The 17,875-nt window shown below is 70.3% G+C and carries 16 protein-coding genes and 1 pseudogene; 4 read left to right on the plus strand and 13 right to left on the minus strand.

The genetic code is table 11. The annotated features are described in order from the left end of the window. The first annotated feature begins 11 nt into the window (after positions 1-11). A complete protein-coding gene (gene cseC / locus BM536_RS33135) occupies positions 12-1,355 on the plus strand; it encodes a two-component system sensor histidine kinase CseC (protein ID WP_073492029.1) in 1,344 nt (447 codons plus the stop codon). 388 nt (positions 1,356-1,743) lie between these two features. Here cseC and BM536_RS33140 read toward each other — a convergent pair whose 3' ends face one another. After that, complete coding sequence (locus BM536_RS33140; RefSeq protein ID WP_073492030.1) at positions 1,744-3,333, minus strand: MDR family MFS transporter; 1,590 nt, start codon at positions 3,331-3,333, stop codon at positions 1,744-1,746. Positions 3,334-3,501: 168 nt separating this feature from the next. Here BM536_RS33140 and BM536_RS33145 point away from each other — a divergent pair, with 168 nt between their 5' ends. Next, positions 3,502-4,101, plus strand: coding sequence for a TetR/AcrR family transcriptional regulator (locus BM536_RS33145; RefSeq protein ID WP_073492031.1), 600 nt, complete (start codon positions 3,502-3,504; stop codon positions 4,099-4,101). A gap of 22 nt (positions 4,102-4,123) precedes the next feature. Here BM536_RS33145 and BM536_RS33150 read toward each other — a convergent pair whose 3' ends face one another. Next, on the minus strand, positions 4,124-4,732 hold the full coding sequence (locus BM536_RS33150) for a M23 family metallopeptidase (protein WP_073492032.1): 609 nt from the start codon (positions 4,730-4,732) through the stop codon (positions 4,124-4,126). 514 nt (positions 4,733-5,246) lie between these two features. Here BM536_RS33150 and BM536_RS33155 point away from each other — a divergent pair. Then, positions 5,247-5,882 carry an HAD family acid phosphatase gene (locus BM536_RS33155; RefSeq protein WP_073492033.1) on the plus strand — a complete coding sequence of 212 codons (636 nt, stop codon included), beginning with the start codon at positions 5,247-5,249 and terminating at the stop codon, positions 5,880-5,882. An 80-nt stretch (positions 5,883-5,962) separates the two neighbouring features. On the opposite strand, the gene BM536_RS33160 is transcribed toward BM536_RS33155, so the two are convergent. Then, complete coding sequence (locus tag BM536_RS33160; protein WP_073492034.1) at positions 5,963-8,491, minus strand: ATP-dependent Clp protease ATP-binding subunit; 2,529 nt, start codon at positions 8,489-8,491, stop codon at positions 5,963-5,965. Positions 8,492-8,922: 431 nt separating this feature from the next. On the opposite strand from BM536_RS33160, the pseudogene BM536_RS43415 reads away from it, so the two are divergent. Continuing rightward, positions 8,923-9,563: pseudogene (locus BM536_RS43415) on the plus strand (SCO3374 family protein). On the opposite strand, the gene BM536_RS33175 reads toward BM536_RS43415, so the two are convergent. From BM536_RS33175 to BM536_RS33220, 10 genes are all read right to left on the minus strand, one after another. Beyond that, positions 9,542-9,877 carry a histone-like nucleoid-structuring protein Lsr2 gene (locus BM536_RS33175; RefSeq protein ID WP_073492035.1) on the minus strand — a complete coding sequence of 112 codons (336 nt, stop codon included), beginning with the start codon at positions 9,875-9,877 and terminating at the stop codon, positions 9,542-9,544. The pseudogene BM536_RS43415 and the gene BM536_RS33175 sit on opposite strands and share 22 nt — an antisense overlap. Positions 9,878-10,104: 227 nt before the next feature. Next, on the minus strand, positions 10,105-10,638 hold the full coding sequence (locus BM536_RS33180) for an amino-acid N-acetyltransferase (RefSeq protein WP_073492036.1): 534 nt from the start codon (positions 10,636-10,638) through the stop codon (positions 10,105-10,107). Between the two features lie 9 nt (positions 10,639-10,647). Beyond that, positions 10,648-11,070 carry a BlaI/MecI/CopY family transcriptional regulator gene (locus BM536_RS33185; protein ID WP_073492037.1) on the minus strand — a complete coding sequence of 141 codons (423 nt, stop codon included), beginning with the start codon at positions 11,068-11,070 and terminating at the stop codon, positions 10,648-10,650. Positions 11,071-11,231: 161 nt separating this feature from the next. Beyond that, the gene (locus tag BM536_RS33190) at positions 11,232-11,411 is read right to left on the minus strand and encodes a hypothetical protein (protein WP_073492038.1); all 180 of its coding nucleotides are present in this window, start codon (positions 11,409-11,411) and stop codon (positions 11,232-11,234) included. A 107-nt stretch (positions 11,412-11,518) separates the two neighbouring features. After that, the gene (locus BM536_RS33195; protein ID WP_094103836.1) at positions 11,519-12,202 is read right to left on the minus strand and encodes a hypothetical protein; all 684 of its coding nucleotides are present in this window, start codon (positions 12,200-12,202) and stop codon (positions 11,519-11,521) included. A gap of 174 nt (positions 12,203-12,376) precedes the next feature. Further along, positions 12,377-13,174: a type III pantothenate kinase gene (locus tag BM536_RS33200; RefSeq protein ID WP_073492039.1), complete on the minus strand. Its 798-nt coding sequence runs from the start codon at positions 13,172-13,174 to the stop codon at positions 12,377-12,379. A 16-nt stretch (positions 13,175-13,190) separates the two neighbouring features. Continuing rightward, positions 13,191-14,180: a carboxylating nicotinate-nucleotide diphosphorylase gene (nadC, locus tag BM536_RS33205; protein ID WP_073492040.1), complete on the minus strand. Its 990-nt coding sequence runs from the start codon at positions 14,178-14,180 to the stop codon at positions 13,191-13,193. A gap of 5 nt (positions 14,181-14,185) precedes the next feature. Continuing rightward, the gene (locus BM536_RS33210; protein ID WP_094103837.1) at positions 14,186-15,895 is read right to left on the minus strand and encodes an L-aspartate oxidase; all 1,710 of its coding nucleotides are present in this window, start codon (positions 15,893-15,895) and stop codon (positions 14,186-14,188) included. Next, on the minus strand, positions 15,892-16,884 hold the full coding sequence (gene panC, locus BM536_RS33215; protein ID WP_094103838.1) for a pantoate--beta-alanine ligase: 993 nt from the start codon (positions 16,882-16,884) through the stop codon (positions 15,892-15,894). The genes BM536_RS33210 and panC overlap by 4 nt, the downstream gene beginning before the upstream one ends. Beyond that, a complete protein-coding gene (locus BM536_RS33220) occupies positions 16,881-17,810 on the minus strand; it encodes a Rossmann-like and DUF2520 domain-containing protein (RefSeq protein WP_094103839.1) in 930 nt (309 codons plus the stop codon). Before BM536_RS33220 ends, panC begins: the two co-directional genes overlap by 4 nt. Positions 17,811-17,875: the final 65 nt, after the last annotated feature.

The raw sequence follows: 17,875 nt of genomic DNA on the forward strand, positions 1-17,875 counted from the left end.
CGGACAGGGGTATGCGGGGGATGTTGCGGCACCTGGTTCCGGCCCGCGTGGAGCGCGCGGGCATCCGCACCGGCCTGCGGTGGAAGCTCAGCGCGGCCATCGCGCTGGTCGGCGCGCTGGTGGCGATCGTGCTCAGCCTCGTCGTCCACAACGCCGCGCGGGTGTCCATGCTGGACAACGCCCGTGATCTGGCCGACGAGCGCCTCCGGATCGCCCAGCGCAACTACGAGCTGTCCGGCCGCCTCAACTTCCCCAACATAAGGATCGACGACCAGGAGCTGCCCTCGGAGCTGAGGTTCAAGGTCGAGAAGGGGCGCCGGGCCACGTTCGTCTCCGACCACGGGGGCGGGGCGCCGGACATCTGGGCGGCCGTCCCCCTGAAGGACGGGCATGTCCTCTCCCTGCACACCGGCTTCACCGACCGCAGCACCGACATCCTCAACGACCTGGACCAGGCGCTGGTGATCGGCTCCATCGCCGTCGTCCTCGGCGGCAGCGCGCTCGGCGTGCTGATCGGCGGACAGCTGTCGCGCCGGCTGCGCAAAGCGGCGGCCGCGGCGAACCAGGTCGCCAAGGGCGAGACGGACGTGCGGGTGCGGGACGCCATCGGCGGGGTCGTGCGGGACGAGACCGACGACCTGGCCTCCGCAGTGGACGCCATGGCGGACGCGCTTCAGCAGCGGCTGGAGGCCGAGCGCCGGGTGACCGCCGACATCGCGCACGAGCTGCGCACACCCGTGACCGGGCTGCTGACGGCCGCCGAGCTGCTGCCGCCGGGCCGGCCCACCGAGCTGGTCATGGACCGGGCGAAGGCCATGCGCACGCTCGTCGAGGACGTCCTGGAGGTGGCCCGCCTCGACGGCGCCTCCGAGCGCGCCGAGTTGCAGGACATCCTGCTGGGCGAGTTCGTCACCCGGCGGGTGGCGGCCAAGGACCCCGAGGTCGAGGTACGGGTGGTGCACGAGTCCATGGTCACCACCGACCCCCGGCGCCTGGAGCGCGTACTGCTGAACCTGCTCACGAACGCCGGCCGGCACGGCAAGCCGCCGATCCAGGTCACCGTCGAGGGCAGGGTCATCCGGGTCCGTGACCACGGCCCCGGCTTTCCCCGCGATCTCCTTGCGGAGGGCCCCAGCCGCTTCCGCACCGGCAGCAGCGACCGGGCAGGCCGCGGCCACGGCCTCGGCCTCACCATCGCGGCCGGACAGGCCCGCGTCCTGGGAGCCAGGCTGACCTTCCGCAACGTACGGCCCGCGGGGGCGCCGGAACACAGACCGTCCGAGGGCGCCGTAGCCGTCCTCTGGCTACCGGAACACGCCCCGACGAACACGGGAAGCTATCCGATGCTGCCGTAGGGGCGGGCTGCCGCCGGGGAGACGGGCACGGCCGGGGGGAGGGCGGGGCCGTACAGCTAGACGCGGGTCACGGCACCAGGCGCCGTCCGGCCTGAGGCCAGGTCACGGCACCAGGCGCCGTCCGGCCTGAGGCCAGAGGCCCCCAGCGGGGACAGCAGCCGGGGTTACAGGCCACCCGGGCGGACACCGGCCCGGGGGCCTGTCATCCGGCCCCAGGCCAGAGGCCCCCGGCGCGGACACCGGCCCGGGGCTACAGGCCACCCGGGCGGACACCGGCCCGAGGCCGCACGCCCCCAGCGCGGACACCGGCCCGGGGCCAGTCCTCCGGCTCGTACGGCGCCAAGGGGCCGCCGCCGTCGGCCGGCGGCGGCACTCCCTTCGCGGTGGGTCAGACGGGCTCGACCACCGGCGTCTTCGGGGCGGTGGGCTCGTCCGGGGCGCCCTCCTGCTTCGGTTCGGCTCCGCGGAGGGGAACCTCCTTGACGAACACGGCCGCCACCAGCGCGACCACGGCCACGGCGGCTCCGAGGACGAACGCCGCGTGCGTGCCGTCGGACACCGCGAACTGGTAGGCCTCCCGCGCCGGGGCCGGAAGCTTGGCGAGGCTGGCGGCGTCCAGTTGCGCGGACTGCTCGGTGATCTTGGAGCCCAGCGCGCCGGCCCGCTCGGACATGGCGTCCTGGACCCGGCTGTTGAACAGCGCGCCCATGATCGCGACACCGAAGGAGGACCCGAGCGTACGGAAGAGGGTGGCCGAGGAGGAGGCGACGCCCATGTCCTTCATCTCGACGCTGTTCTGCGCGACCAGCATGGTGATCTGCATCAGGCAGCCCATGCCGAGGCCGACGACCGCCATGAACACACCGGAGGTGAACCGGGAGGTGCCGGTGTCCATCGTGGACAGCAGGTACAACCCGACGATCATCAGCGCGCTGCCGACCACCGGGAAGATCTTGTAGCGGCCGCTGCTGGTCGTGATCCGGCCGGCGACCATCGAGGTCACGAGCATCGCGCCGAGCATCGGCAGGAGCAGCAGACCGGAGTTGGTCGCCGAGGCGCCCTGCACCGACTGCTGGTACAGCGGCAGGAACAGGGTGGCGCCGAACATCACGAAGCCGGTGATGAAGCCGATGACGGCCATCAGCGTGAAGTTGCGGCTGCGGAAGATGTGCAGCGGCAGGATCGGCTCGACGGCCCTGGTCTGCCAGAACACGAACCCGACGAGCGCGGCGACACCGATGCCGATCAGCTCCATGATCCGCGCGGAGGACCAGGCGTACTCCGTGCCGCCCCAGGTGGTGACGAGCACGATGGAGGTGATGCCGACGGTGAGCAGTCCGGCGCCCAGATAGTCGATGCGCGCCTGGGACCGCTTCTTCGGCAGGTGGAGGACGGCGGTGATGAGGCCGAGGGCCACCGCGCCGAGCGGCAGGTTGATGTAGAAGGCCCAGCGCCAGCCCCAGTGGTCGGTGATGGTGCCGCCGACCAGCGGTCCGCCGATCATGGCGATCGCCATCACGCCGGCCATCATGCCCTGGTACTTGCCGCGCTCGCGGGGCGGCACGAGGTCGCCGATGATCGCCATGACGCCGACCATCAGACCGCCTGCGCCGAGTCCCTGCACGGCGCGGAAGCCGATCAGTTGGCCCATGTCCTGGGCCATGCCGCTCAGCACCGAGCCGGCCAGGAAGATGACGATCGAGCTGAGGAAGGCGCCCTTGCGCCCGTACATGTCGCCGAGCTTGCCCCAGATCGGGGTGGAGGCGGCGGTGGCGAGGGTGTACGAGGTCACCACCCATGACAGGTGTTCCAGGCCACCGAGGTCACCGACGATCGTCGGCATCGCGGTGCCCACGATCATGTTGTCGAGCATGGCGAGCATCATCGTGATCATCAGCGCGAGGATCACGACCCGTACGCTCTGCTCTTTCTTGCCCTGTATGCCGGTGTCCGGCTCAACGGTTCGCGTGTCCGTCATCGTTCCCCACTCCCCCGGGGCCGCTACTTACTTGCCGCCCGGCTAGTTCACTAGACTGGGAAAGTAGACCCGCAACTAGCCGGGCGTCAAGTAAGTTCTGACCGGGCCGAGGGTAGGAGTTTCTTACCTTCCGGCTCCCGGTTTCGCGGCGACGCGAGGAGTACGAGGATGGACGTCACCATGGACGGCACCAAGCAGCGACGCCGCGGCAACACCCGCCAGCGCATCCAGGACGTAGCGCTCGAACTCTTCGCCGAGCAGGGCTACGAGAAGACCTCGCTCCGCGAGATCGCGGAGCGTCTGGATGTCACCAAGGCGGCCCTGTACTACCACTTCAAGACCAAGGAAGAGATCATCGTCAGCATCTTCACGGATCTGACGAAGCCGATCGAGCACCTGATCGAGTGGGGGCGGAGCCAGCCGCACACCCTGGACACCAAGCAGGAACTCCTGCGGCGCTACAGCCGCGCGCTCAGCGAGGCGGCCCCGTTCTTCCGCTTCATGCAGGAGAACCAGGCGACGGTCCGCGAGCTACAGATCGGCGAGTCCTTCAAGGACCGCATGCGCGGGCTGCGCGACATCGTCATCGACCCGGACGCTCCCCTCGCCGACCAGGTCCGCTGCGTCAGCGCCATCTTCACGCTGCACGCCGGCATGTTCTTCCTGCACGACCTCGAAGGCGACCCCGAGGAGAAGCGCGAAGCCGTCCTCGAGGTCGCCATCGATCTGATCACCCAGGCCCATCAGGGCTCGCAGCCGTCGTCCTGACGGCCGCCGCGGGTCACCGTCGTCAGACGGTCACGCCCTTGCCACGCAGGAACTTCACCGGGTCGATCGCCGAACCGTAGTTGGCGGTGGTCCGGATCTCGAAGTGCAGGTGCGGGCCGCTGGAGTTCCCGGTGTTGCCGGACAGGGCTATGCGCTGGCCGGTCTTGACGATCTGGCCGACCTTCACGTCGACACGCGACAGGTGGGCGTACTGGGAGTAGACGCCGTTGGCGTGCTTGATGACGACGGCGTTGCCGTAGGCGGGGCCGTCACCGGCGCCGTTGCCGCCGGCCTTGACGACCTTGCCGCCGTGGGTGGCGAAGACCTTGGTGCCGCTCGCCACGGCGAAGTCCTGGCCGCTGTGGATGGAGTTCCACATGTTGCCGGCCTGGGCGAAGCTGGCGGACAGCTTGTACTTCTTCACCGGGTCGACCCAGGAGGCCGCCGAGGCCTTCTTGGCGACCGACACGGCGGTCGCGGCCGTGGGTGCCGCCGTCTGAGCCTGGGGCGCGACAGCGGACGCCACTCCGGACCCCAGCACGACCGTGGCGCCGAGAGCGGCGGCGCCGACGGCCACGCGGGTGCGGAGCTGGGACGTACGGGAAGAACGGAACGGGACGCGCTGGAACATCGAAACCTCATGGGGCCGGGGACAGAGAGAACCACCCGACGTACGGACGTCCGCCGGATGGCCATCCCTTGGTAACCCGGGGGCCGCCAATGCCCCAAACGTGTGATCTACGACGGAAGCTAGTAGCTCGGCCCAAAACGGGGCACTTCTTGACAGTCCACCCTTTCGGCCGCGCCCACCCCCGGTCCACACGGGAAGCCTGCCGCACAGAAGGCCTCTGACCGTTACGTCCGTTTCGCCCGAATCACCCTTTCCACTATTCCGCCTAGTACGTGACGTAACTCCTGTGCGCCATGTCACCGGCCGCCCGGCGTACGGCACTTCGGAATGTGACGGGGGCTACTCGCCTGGCACCGAAGGCACTTGTGACCCGCGTCACGAAGCGTGCACGAGGGTGTGACCGGCCTCTCACGGCCCTCTACCGTCCAGTAACCCGCTGGTTCCCGTCAGGCCATCCCCACCGATGAGCATGCCCACGACACCCGCAGCTCGGACGCGAGAGGACCCCCACACCATGACCAGAGGCACCTGGACGCGCCGTATCGGCATGACCGCCGTGGCGACGGCCGCCGTCACCGCGATGGCCGTCCCGGCCGGCGCCCAGGCCGCGTCGGCCACCGGCACCACCGCCGTCGCCACCGTCGTCGCCGCGGAGGACGTCGACTACACCACCTGGCAGGCGGACTGCCTGACCGTGATGAACCAGGCCCTGCCCTACCTGAAGCAGCGCATCGCAACCGCCAAGCCGGGCGAGAAGCAGGCCCTGGTCCTCGACATCGACAACACCACGCTGGAGACCGACTTCGGGTTCAGCTACCCGCAGCCGGCCAACAAGCCGGTCCTCGACGTCGCCAAGTACGCCCAGGAGCACGGCGTCGCCCTCTTCTTCGTCACCGCCCGCCCCGGCATCATCTCGGGCGTGACCGACTACAACCTCAAGTACGTCGGCTACAAGGTCTCCGGCCTCCACGTGCGCGGCCTGTTCGACCTCTTCAAGGACGTCGCCGCCTACAAGACCGCCCAGCGCGTGAACATCGAGTCCAAGGGCTACACGATCATCGCGAACATCGGTAACAGCGCCACCGACCTGTCGGGCGGCCACGCGGAGAAGACCTTCAAGCTGCCGGACTACGACGGGCAGCTGTCCTGACGAGCGCGCACAAAAAAGGGGGCCGCCCCGGGACTCAAGTCCCGGGGCGGCCCCTTTTCCTCTGCTCAAACCCCGAAGGGTCAGGCGTCCTTGTTCAGGTTCGGACCCGCACCGCCTGCAGCCTGCTCGATCGGCGGAACGTCCGGCAGCGCCGACTTCTCCTCACCCCGGAAGGTGAAGGTCTTGGCCTCGCCCTCGCCCTCGGTGTCCACGACCACGATGTGACCGGGGCGCAGCTCACCGAAGAGGATCTTCTCCGAGAGCGTGTCCTCGATCTCGCGCTGGATGGTGCGACGCAGCGGACGCGCACCCAGCACCGGGTCGTAGCCCTTCTTGGACAGCAGCTCCTTGGCGGACTGGGAGAGCTCGATGCCCATGTCCCGGTCCTTGAGGCGCTCGTCCACCTTGCCGACCATCAGGTCGACGATCTGGAGGATGTCGGCCTGGGTGAGCTGCGGGAAGACGACGACGTCGTCGACGCGGTTGAGGAACTCGGGCCGGAAGTGCTGCTTCAGCTCGTCCGAGACCTTGTTCTTCATGCGCTCGTAGTTGGACTTCGTGTCACCTGCGGCGGCGAAGCCGAGGTTGAAGCCCTTCGAGATGTCCCGCGTGCCGAGGTTGGTCGTCATGATGATGACCGTGTTCTTGAAGTCCACGACCCGGCCCTGGGAGTCGGTCAGGCGACCGTCCTCCAGGATCTGGAGCAGCGAGTTGAAAATGTCCGGGTGGGCCTTCTCCACCTCGTCGAAGAGGACGACGGAGAACGGCTTGCGGCGGACCTTCTCGGTCAGCTGGCCACCCTCTTCGTAACCCACGTATCCGGGCGGGGAACCGAAGAGACGCGACACCGTGTGCTTCTCGCTGAACTCCGACATGTCGAGGGAGATCAGCGCGTCCTCGTCACCGAAGAGGAACTCGGCGAGCGCCTTGGACAGCTCGGTCTTACCGACACCGGACGGGCCGGCGAAGATGAACGAACCACCGGGGCGCTTCGGGTCCTTGAGGCCCGCACGCGTACGACGGATCGCCTTCGAGAGTGCCTTGACGGCGTCCTTCTGGCCGATGACCCGCTTGTGGAGCTCGTCCTCCATCCTCAGCAGACGCGAGGACTCCTCCTCGGTCAGCTTGAAGACCGGGATGCCGGTGGCGGTCGCGAGGACCTCGGCGATCAGCTCGCCGTCGACCTCGGCGACGACGTCCATGTCGCCGGCCTTCCACTCCTTCTCCCGCTTGGCCTTGGCGGCCAGGAGCTGCTTCTCCTTGTCGCGGAGGGAGGCGGCCTTCTCGAAGTCCTGCGAGTCGATCGCGGACTCCTTGTCGCGGCGGACGCCGGCGATCTTCTCGTCGAACTCGCGCAGGTCCGGCGGCGCGGTCATCCGGCGGATGCGCATCCGGGAACCGGCCTCGTCGATCAGGTCGATCGCCTTGTCCGGCAGGAAGCGGTCCGAGATGTACCGGTCGGCCAGGGTGGCGGCCTGGACCAGCGCCTCGTCCGTGATGGAGACACGGTGGTGCGCCTCGTACCGGTCGCGCAGACCCTTGAGGATCTCGATGGTGTGCGGCAGGGACGGCTCCGCGACCTGGATGGGCTGGAAGCGGCGCTCGAGGGCCGCGTCCTTCTCCAGGTGCTTGCGGTATTCGTCCAGCGTGGTGGCACCGATGGTCTGCAGCTCACCGCGGGCCAGCATCGGCTTCAGGATCGAAGCGGCGTCGATGGCGCCCTCGGCGGCACCCGCACCGACCAGCGTGTGCAGCTCGTCGATGAACAGGATGATGTCGCCGCGGGTGCGGATCTCCTTGAGGACCTTCTTCAGGCGCTCCTCGAAGTCACCGCGGTAGCGGGAGCCGGCGACCAGAGCGCCGAGGTCCAGGGTGTAGAGGTGCTTGTCCTTGAGGGTCTCGGGCACCTCGCCCTTGACGATGGCCTGGGCGAGGCCCTCCACGACGGCGGTCTTGCCGACGCCGGGCTCACCGATCAGGACCGGGTTGTTCTTGGTACGGCGGGACAGCACCTGCATGACCCGCTCGATCTCCTTCTCGCGCCCGATGACCGGGTCGAGCTTGGACTCACGAGCGGCCTGGGTGAGGTTCCGGCCGAACTGGTCGAGGACCAGGGACGTCGAGGGGGTGCCCTCGGCAGGACCGCCACTGGCGCCGGCGGTCTCCTTGCCCTGGTAACCGGAGAGCAGCTGGATGACCTGCTGCCGCACACGGTTCAGATCTGCGCCCAGCTTGACCAGGACCTGGGCTGCGACGCCCTCGCCCTCACGGATCAGGCCGAGCAGGATGTGCTCCGTGCCGATGTAGTTGTGGCCCAGCTGAAGGGCCTCGCGGAGCGACAGCTCCAGGACCTTCTTGGCACGGGGGGTGAAGGGGATGTGCCCGGACGGAGCCTGCTGCCCCTGCCCGATGATCTCCTCCACCTGCTGGCGGACCGCCTCGAGCGAAATCCCGAGGCTCTCAAGGGCCTTGGCGGCGACACCCTCACCCTCGTGGATCAGGCCCAGGAGGATGTGCTCGGTGCCGATGTAGTTGTGGTTGAGCATCCGGGCTTCTTCCTGAGCCAGGACGACAACCCGCCGCGCGCGGTCGGTGAACCTCTCGAACATCGTTAATCGCTCCTCAGAGCGGTCAGGCAGTGGGGGGAACTTCCCCTCCCTGTCCTTCCGCAGCTTAGTCCCGCAAGCGGGGACCGCTCATTCCAACTGCCGACACCGTCGATGGCCTCCTGACCCCGAACGCCGACATCTGCTCCAACCCGATGGTGCGAGACGATGTTCCCGCAGGCCAGACAGTTACCCCTGTCGCCAGTACGCCGATGGCGAACGTGAGACCGCCGATTCCTGCGTGTCGCCCCCTCCCACTAGGGATGTCTTACCCGCCGGGACCGACACTCCATGCCCTGAGCACCCGATCCCTCCGCTACGGGCGAACAACCTTGCGCCTCCCGGCACCCCCGTACGCCCCCCGCTTCACTACCGTGCGCACTTGGCAGGACACCCAGCGTAACTCGGGGGCCTTCAGGACTGTTGCACTCGGCATGGTTGGCTCAGTCCCCTCGACCGTGTTCCCGGCCGCCCCTCCGGCCGTCTCTCCGTCCATCTCCTCGACATCCCCGCTCCCCTTCCCCCGCAGGCCGCTCGGTCCGGACCGTCCGGCCGAGAGCCTCCGCGGCTGGTACGAGAACGAACTGGGATGGCCGACGGTGCCCGGAGAGCCCGTACGACTTCGGGTGGGTGTGCTCTTCGACGTGCTGGACGTGCCGGCCGAGGTGGGTCACGCGGCGCTGCGGCACCTGGCGCCGGGCTCTCCGGTGGCCGTTCGGGGCGACCGGATGCGGCTGCTGGTGGCGGCGGGGAGCGCGGAGGAGCTGCCGGGGATCCTGCGTTGGCTGGAGTGGGACGCGCTGCCGCTGGATCTGACGGCGACCGGCGTGGGCGGGGTCGTCGAGGCGCCCCTGCCGCCGGGCCGGTGCCAGTCCGGGACAGCGGTGCAGGGGGCCGCCGTGTGGGTGCGGCCCCCCGTCGGAGGGTGCGAGTTCGAGGCCTCGCTGCCGACGATGTCGGCCCTGGGGAACGTTGGGGCGCCCCCGACCTGGTGCGATTGGTGGACACGCTGGCGACGCACTGTCACCGTGTCCGGCTGCGGCGCGCCTGCGCTCAGCCGTTGGCCTTCTCGTAGGCCTCGCGAATGGTCGCGGGAACACGGCCACGGTCGTTGACCTCGTAACCGTTCTCCTTCGCCCAGGCGCGGATCTGCGCGGTGTCCTGGCTGCCGCCGACAGCGGCGCGCGCCTTTCCACGTCCACCCGAAGCACGGCCTCCGGTGCGCCGGCCGCCCTTCACATAGGGGTCGAGAAGGCCGCGCAGCTTGTCCGCATTGGCGGTCGTGAGATCGATCTCGTATGTCTTGCCGTCCAGCGCGAACGTCACGGTCTCGTCGGCCTCGCCGCCGTCGAGGTCGTCGACAAGAAGGACCTGAACCTTCTGTGCCACCGGATTTCCTTTCATCGATAACGTGGGAGCCGGGGGTCTGCGGCGTTCCGCCGTTTCGCCGCCCCCTGTTATATGCAGTACTGCAGTACGTCGGAAAGCAAACCGCTTTTGCTGAGAAAACACAAACCCTCGGGAGAGACCGGCTGCCCGTACACCGCACGGAAACGTGCGCGTTTCGGACATAGGGCACCTGGGCAAGGCGGCTCGACCGGAATGGGACTCGACGATCACAGATGCAGAAGCATCCGGCTGTTGCCCAAGGTGTTCGGTTTCACTCGTTCGAGACCGAGGAACTCCGCGACGCCCTCGTCATAGGAACGGAGCAGCTCCGTGTAGACATCGGTGTCCACCGGTGTCTCGCCGATCTCCACGAAGCCGTGCTTGCCGAAGAAGTCGACTTCGAAGGTCAGGCAGAAAACCCGGCGAACGCCGAGCCAGCGCGCGGTCTGCAGCAACTTCTCCAACAACTGGTGACCGACGCCGGCGCCCTTCAGGCCGGGCTTCACCGCGAGTGTGCGGACTTCCGCGAGGTCTTCCCACATCACGTGCAGGGCACCGCAGCCGACGACCTCGGCGTTGTCGTCGCGTTCGGCGACCCAGAACTCCTGGATGTCCTCGTAAAGGGTCACCGTCGCTTTGTCGAGCAGGATGCGGCCACGGACGTACGCGTCAAGGAGACGGCGTACGGCGGGGACATCGCTGGTCCGGGCCCGGCGGACGGTGATGGCTTTAGCGCTGACTTCAGGGCTCTGTGCTGACATGAGCGGACGCTATCGCCCGTCGGACTCCGTCGCCGACCCGGGGTTCTCCCGTGGACTCCCCGCTTCCGGGCGTTCGGAAGTTTCGGGTCCCTGGACGATGCGAACCGCATCGCGCAGGGCATGCCGCTGTTCGTCGCTCATCATCCCGAAGAAGGCGACGAGAGCGGCGGCGGGGTTGTCGCTCTGCGTCCAGGCCTCGTTCATCAGGGCGGCGGCGTAGGCGGCACGTGTGGAGACCGCCTCATATCGATAGGCCCGGCCTTCCGCCTCACGGCGCACCCAGCCCTTCTGATGGAGATTGTCCAAAACGGTCATCACCGTGGTGTAGGCGATGGACCGTTCCTGCTGAAGGTCTTCCAGGACTTCTCGAACGGTGACCGGGCGGTTCCACTTCCACACCCGCGTCATGACCGCGTCTTCGAGTTCTCCCAATGGGCGAGGCACAACTCAGAACAATAGTGGGAGATCACATCGATCGCGTGCCGGACGTGCACTCATCGCCACAAATACGAACAAAAAGGGCGTACGGCACCCGGAAGTGGGAGCCGTACGCCCCGAAGGACGTGCGTGGGAGGTGGGGGACCTGCGTGGGATCAGGCCCCGGTCTTCGCGGAGGCCTGGCGCGTGCCCTCCGCGCGCGCGAGGGCCGCCTCGACGGCCGCGTCCTCCTTGGCCTTGTTCGCGCCGCCCTGGGTTTTCACGATCACCCTGATCAGGCCGACGAAGAAGACGGCCATGACGACGGGGGGCAGCAGCGCGGAGACATAGTCCATGGATCCAGGGTAGCCAGGGAAGGACGGGATACGGGGACGGGGTCGCGTACCGCGAGGCGGGTCGGTCGCGCCCCACCAGCCCCCACCCCCAGCCGGCGGCGCCTCCGTCAGCCGGCGGCGAGCCGCTCCTGCGGGCCGGTGGACGACGGGGCGGGTTTGCGCCGCGGGAAGACCTCGCCCGGCGTGGGCACGGGCCGGCGTGAGGGCTCGGGCTCCTGCGGCTTCACGGGGACGGGCCCGGGAGCGGGCGGTTTCTCCGCGGGCTTCTCGGCAGGACGCGGCTTCGGCTCCTCGGCGGCGACCGGCAGGCGGTCGCGAACGGCCTCCGCCACCGCCCCGCAACGGCCCCCGGGAAGCGCCAGGAGGCGCGTACGGGACGCCGGCACCGCAGGGGCGGGCGCGACGACCCGGCGGGCCGTACGGCGGGCGAGACGGGCGCGTACGTCCTGCTCGGCAAGGGTCTGACAGCGGTCCAGGAGGGCGGCCGCCACCGGATTGCCCCGCAGGGCGCGCAGGGCGGCGAGGTCGTCGGCCTCGGGCCGGTGGCCGGTGGCCAGCACCTCCTCCAGGAGCGCGAGGTATCCGGCCGCGGTGCCGGGGAGGGCGGCTCGGTACCGGACGAGGTCGGATACCAGGAAGGCCCGCAACCGGGCGGCCTCGCGCATCGCCTCGTCGAGGGATTCGGCGAGGCGATGGCAGTCCTGGACGTCCTCGGACGAGACGGGACCGGGGTGGAGGGCGAAGGCGAGGGCGCGACGGAGCACACGCAGCTCCTCCGCACCGAACGCCATGCCGCCGCGGGATCCGTATGGCGTGGGCATGCGGCGACGATACGCGCTAATCAGACAAACTCGACATAAGGAGTGGGTGTGGCGCGTCCGATTCCACGGACCGGCCCCACACCCACAACTCATCACTCACGACTCACGCCCACGACGAACGACGCACGACTCGCGGCGCACGGCTCACATGCGCGAGACGTTCCGCTCGTAGACCAGCCGCAGCCCGATCAGCGTCAGCCACGGCTCGTGCTCGTCGATCACCGCGGACTCGCCCAGCACCATCGGTGCCAGACCGCCCGTGGCGATCACCGTCACGTCGTCGGGGTCCTCCGACAGTTCCCTGGCCATCCGGCCCACGACGCCGTCGACCTGGCCGGCGAAGCCGTAGACGATGCCGGACTGCATCGCCTCGACCGTGTTCTTGCCGATCACGCTGCGGGGGCGGGCCACCTCGATCTTGCGCAGCTGCGCGGCCTTGACGCCCAGGGCCTCGACGGAGATCTCGATCCCGGGCGCGATGACGCCGCCGACGTACTCCCCGCGCGCGCTGATCGCGTCGAACGTGGTCGCCGTGCCGAAGTCCACGACGATCGCCGGGCCGCCGTACAGCTCGTTGGCGGCGACCGCGTTGATGATGCGGTCGGCGCCGACCTCCTTGGGGTTGTCGAAGAGGATCGGGACGCCCGTCTTCACGCCGGGCTCGACGAGCACCGCGGGGACGTCGCCGTAGTAGCGGCGGGTCACCTCGCGCAGTTCGTGCAGGACCGACGGGACGGTCGCGCAGATGGCGATGCCGTCGATGCCCTCGCCCAGCTCCACGCCGAGGAGGGGGTGCATGCCCATCAGGCCCTGGAGGAGGACCGCCAGCTCGTCGGCCGTGCGGCGGGCGTCCGTCGAGATCCGCCAGTGCTCGACGATGTCCTCCCCGTCGAACAGGCCGAGCACGGTGTGCGTGTTCCCTACGTCGATCGTCAGCAGCATGGCCGGATCCCGCTCCCTACTCCGCAGCTCGCAGGTCCAGGCCGATGTCCAGGATCGGCGAGGAGTGGGTCAGGGCGCCCACGGCCAGGAAGTCGACCCCGGTGTCGGCGTACGCCTTCGCGTTGTCCAGGGTGAGCCGGCCGGAGGCCTCGAGGAGCGCACGCCCGCCGACGACGCGGACGGCCTCCGCGCACTCCTCGGGCGTGAAGTTGTCCAGCAGGATCAGGTCGGCGCCGGCCTCGATGACCTCGCGCAGCTGGTGCAGGGTGTCGACCTCGACCTCGATCGGCACGTCCGGGAAGGCCGCCCGTACGGCCTGGAAGGCCTGGGCGACGCCGCCCGCGGCCACCACGTGGTTGTCCTTGACCAGGGCGGCGTCGGACAGCGACATCCGGTGGTTGAGACCGCCGCCGCAGCGCACGGCGAACTTCTCCAGGGCGCGCAGGCCCGGTGTGGTCTTCCGGGTGTCACGCACGCGTGCCTCGGTGCCCTCCAGGGCGTCCGCCCACGCGCGCGTGGCGGTCGCGATGCCGGAGAGGCGGCACATCAGGTTCAGCGCGCTGCGCTCGCCGGTGAGGAGGTCGCGCGTGCGCGTGGTGACCGACAGCAGCTTCTGCCCGGCCTCCACGCGGTCGCCGTCCTCGACATGCCGCTCGACCTCGAACTCGTCCGTGCAGACGACCGAGAGCACGGCCTCGGCGACCCTGAGGCCCGCCACCACGCCCGCCTCGCGCGCGGTGAAGTCGGCGGTGGCCACCGCGTCCTCGGGAATGGTCGCGACCGTCGTCACGTCCACGCCGTGGGCCAGGTCCTCCTGGATCGCGACGTTGGCGATGTCCTCGACCTCGACCGGGTCAAGCCCGGCGTCCGCCAGGAGCTGGGCGAGCGCGGGGTCGAGCCCGCACTCCAGGTACTCCGCGTCGGTGGGGTCGGCGTCCGTGCCACAGGCACAGCCGTCGCCGCAGCCGCCGCTCTGGACGAGGGGAAGGTCCTCGGGGGTGCTCACTTCTGTCACTGCTCCTGCTGCCGGGTCGGGGGGAAGTCTGCGGTATCGGTGGTGTGTACGGCGAGCGTCCGGTCCGGATTGAGCCGTACGACGATGTGGCGGCGCCAGTGCGTGTCGTCGCGCTCGGCGCGGTCCTCGCGCCAGTGGCAGCCGCGGGTCTCCTCGCGCAGCCGGGCGGCGGCGACCAGGACGCGGGCCACGCACAGGAGGTTGGTGGCCTCCCACGTGTCGACGCCGGGCTCGGCGGTCTTGCCGTTCTCCTCGAGGGCCTCGCGGGCCTCGGAGTGCAGCCGCTGGAGCTGCTCGGCAGCCTTCTCCAGGGAGTCGGCGGAGCGCAGGACGCCCGCGCCCTCGGTCATGCTCCGCTGGATGGCGAACCGGGCCTCGGGGGCGAGGAGGGGGTGCGCGGGCTTCTCGGGGTGCTCGACGGGTGCGGGCACGCGCGCGGAAAGGCCGTCGGCCGAACGGCTCGCCGCGATGTCGGCGGAGATGCGCTCGGCGTAGACGAGGCCCTCCAGGAGCGAGTTGGAGGCGAGCCGGTTCGCGCCGTGCACGCCCGTGCAGGCGACCTCGCCACAGGCGTACAGGCCCGGGACGGTGGTCCGGCCGTGGGAGTCGGCGCGCACCCCGCCGGAGGCGTAGTGGGCGGCCGGGGCGACCGGGACGGGCTCGGTGACCGGGTCGATGCCGTGGGCGCGGCAGGCGGCGAGGATCGTCGGGAAGCGGTGTTCCCACATCTCGGCGCCGAAGTGGCGGGCGTCGAGGTACATGTGCTCGGCGTCCTGTTCCTGCATGCGGCGCATGATGCCCTTGGCGACGATGTCGCGGGGCGCCAGCTCGGCCAGCTCGTGCTGGCCCAGCATGAAACGCACGCCGTTGCCGTCGACCAGGTGGGCGCCCTCACCGCGTACCGCCTCGGAGACGAGGGGCTGCTGGCCCTCCGCGTCGGGACCCAGGAACAGCACGGTCGGGTGGAACTGCACGAACTCCAGGTCGGAGACCTCCGCGCCCGCGCGCAGGGCGAGCGCCACGCCGTCGCCGGTCGACACCGACGGGTTGGTGGTCGCGGAGAAGACCTGGCCCATGCCACCGGTGGCGAGGACCACCGCGGGCGCGTGCACCGCGCCCACCCCGTCGTGCTGGCCCTCCCCCATGACGTGCAGGGAGACACCGGCGGTGCGGCCGTCGGCGTCCGTGAGGAGGTCCAGGACGAGCGCGTTCTCGATGGTGCGCAGTCCGCGCGCGCGTACCGCCTCGACGAGCGCGCGGGAGATCTCCGCGCCGGTCGCGTCGCCGCCCGCGTGCGCGATGCGGCGGCGGTGGTGGCCGCCCTCGCGGGTCAGCTCCAGGCCGCCTTCCTCGGACTCGTCGAAGTGGGCGCCGGTCTCGATGAGCCGCCGTACGGCGTCGGGGCCCTCGGTGACCAGGAGGCGTACCGCGTCCTCGTCGCACAGGCCCGCGCCGGCCACCAGCGTGTCCTCCAGGTGCTGTTCGGGTGTGTCGCCCTCGCCGAGCGCCGCCGCGATGCCGCCCTGTGCCCAGCGGGTGGAGCCGTCGTCCAGGCGGGCCTTGGTGACGACGACCGTCGTCAGTCCCGCGGCCTCGCAGCGCAGGGCGGCGGTGAGGCCGGCCACGCCGGAGCCGACGACCACGACGTCCGCGGAGATGGACCACCCGGGCGCGGGCGCGTGCAGTCGTATGCCTGTGCTGGTCACGAGGCGGCTCCGAAGGTGAGGGGGAGGTTGTCGATCAGCCGGGTCGTGCCGACCCGGGCGGCGACGGCGAGAACGGCCTCGCCGGTGAAGTCGTCGTCGATGTCGCCGAAGTCGGCCGGGTCGACGAGGGCGAGGTAGTCCAGTCTCAGCGGCGGGACCATGCGCGCGGCCTCGTCCAGGACCGTGCGGGCGGCGGCGCGGACGGCGGCCACGGAGCCGGGGGCGGCCTTGGCCACGGCGTGGGCGTCGGCGGCCGCGCGGGACTCGCCGAGGGCGCTGAGCGCCTGCGCACGCGCGTGGGTGGCGGGCACCTCACGCGCGCGTGCCCTCAGCGCCTCCTGCGCGGCATGCCGGTCGCGGCCCGCGAACAGCGCCTGGGACAGGGCGAGCGCGGTGCGCCGCTCGGCCGGGGACAGATAGCGGTTGCGGCTGGACAGCGCCAGTCCGTCTTCCTCGCGCACCGTCGGTACGGCGACGATGTCGATGCCGAAGTTCAGGTCGCGCACCATGCGCCGGATCAGGGCGAGCTGCTGGGCGTCCTTCTGTCCGTACAGGGCGACGTCGGGGCGGGTCAGGTGCAGCAGCTTGGCGACGACGGTGAGCATGCCGTCGAAGTGCCCGGGGCGGGAGGCACCCTCCAGGCGCTCCCCCATGGGTCCGGCGCTGACGCGGACCTGGGGTTCGCCGCCCGGGTAGACCTCGTCGACGGACGGGGCGAACACGACGTCCGCACCCGCCTCCTCGGCGATCTTGACGTCGGCGTCCAGGGTGCGCGGGTAGCGGTCGAGGTCCTCGCCCGCGCCGAACTGGAGCGGGTTGACGAAGACCGTGACGACGACCTCGCCCTCCGGTCCGGCGATCTCGCGCGCGGTGCGGACGAGGGTGGCGTGTCCCTCGTGCAGGGCGCCCATCGTCATCACGACGGCGCGGCGGCCCGCGCGCGTGCGTGCGTGCAGCTCACCGGCGGTGCGCAGCAGGGTCGTGGTCATCGGACGTCTCCCTCGGCGCCGTCGGTCCCCTTGGCGAGTACCCCGAGGAGGTCCTCGGCGAGTTCAGGCTTGAGCAGGCCGCTGGCCAGCGCCCGGTCGGCCGTCGCGCGGGCCATCGCCAGATAGCCGTCGACGGTCTGCGGGGCGTGCCTGCGCAGCTCGGAGACGTGCACGGCGACCGTGCCCGCGTCGCCGCGCGCGACGGGGCCGGTGAGCGCGGCGTCGCCGGAGCGCAGCGCGTTGTCCAGGGCGGCGCCCAGCAGGGGGCCGAGCATCCGGTCGGGGGCCTCGACGCCGGCCGCGCGCAGCAGTTCCAGGGACTGGGCGACCAGGGTGACCAGGTGGTTGGCGCCGAGGGCGAGGGCCGCGTGGTAGAGCGGCCGGTTCTGCTCGGCGATCCATTCCGGTTCGCCGCCCATCTCGATGACGAGTGCTTCGGCGGCCAGCCGCAGTTGGTCGGGCGCGGTGACGCCGAAGGAGCAGCCGGCCAGACGCTGGACGTCGACCGCGGTGCCGGTGAAGGTCATCGCCGGGTGCAGGGCCAGCGGCAGCGCGCCCGCGCGCAGGGCGGGGTCCAGGACCCTCGCGCCGTACCGGCCGGAGGTGTGCACGAGCAGCTGCCCGGGGCGGACCGCGCCGGTCTCGGCGAGGCCCTCGACGAGGCCGGGCAGGGCGTCGTCGGGGACCGTCAGCAGGACCAGGTCGGCGCGCGCCATGACCTCGGCGGGGGTGACGAGGGGGACGTCGGGCAGCATCGTCGCGGCGCGCCGGCGGGAGGCGTCGGAGACGCCGGAGACGGCGACCGGACGGTGCCCGGCGAGCTGGAGGGACGCGGCGAGCGCGGGGCCTACGCGCCCTGCGCCGACGACGCCGACGGTCAGCCGCGCGGGGCGGTCCCTGGGGTCTGGCTGTTGGACTGTACTCACGCGACGGCGGCCTTCCCGTTCCAGTCCGCTCTGGGTACCGGACGATTTCTCGTCATGTTAACGCG

The organism is Streptomyces phaeoluteigriseus, from assembly GCF_001896135.2.
Classification (GTDB): Bacteria; Actinomycetota; Actinomycetes; order Streptomycetales; family Streptomycetaceae; genus Streptomyces; species Streptomyces phaeoluteigriseus.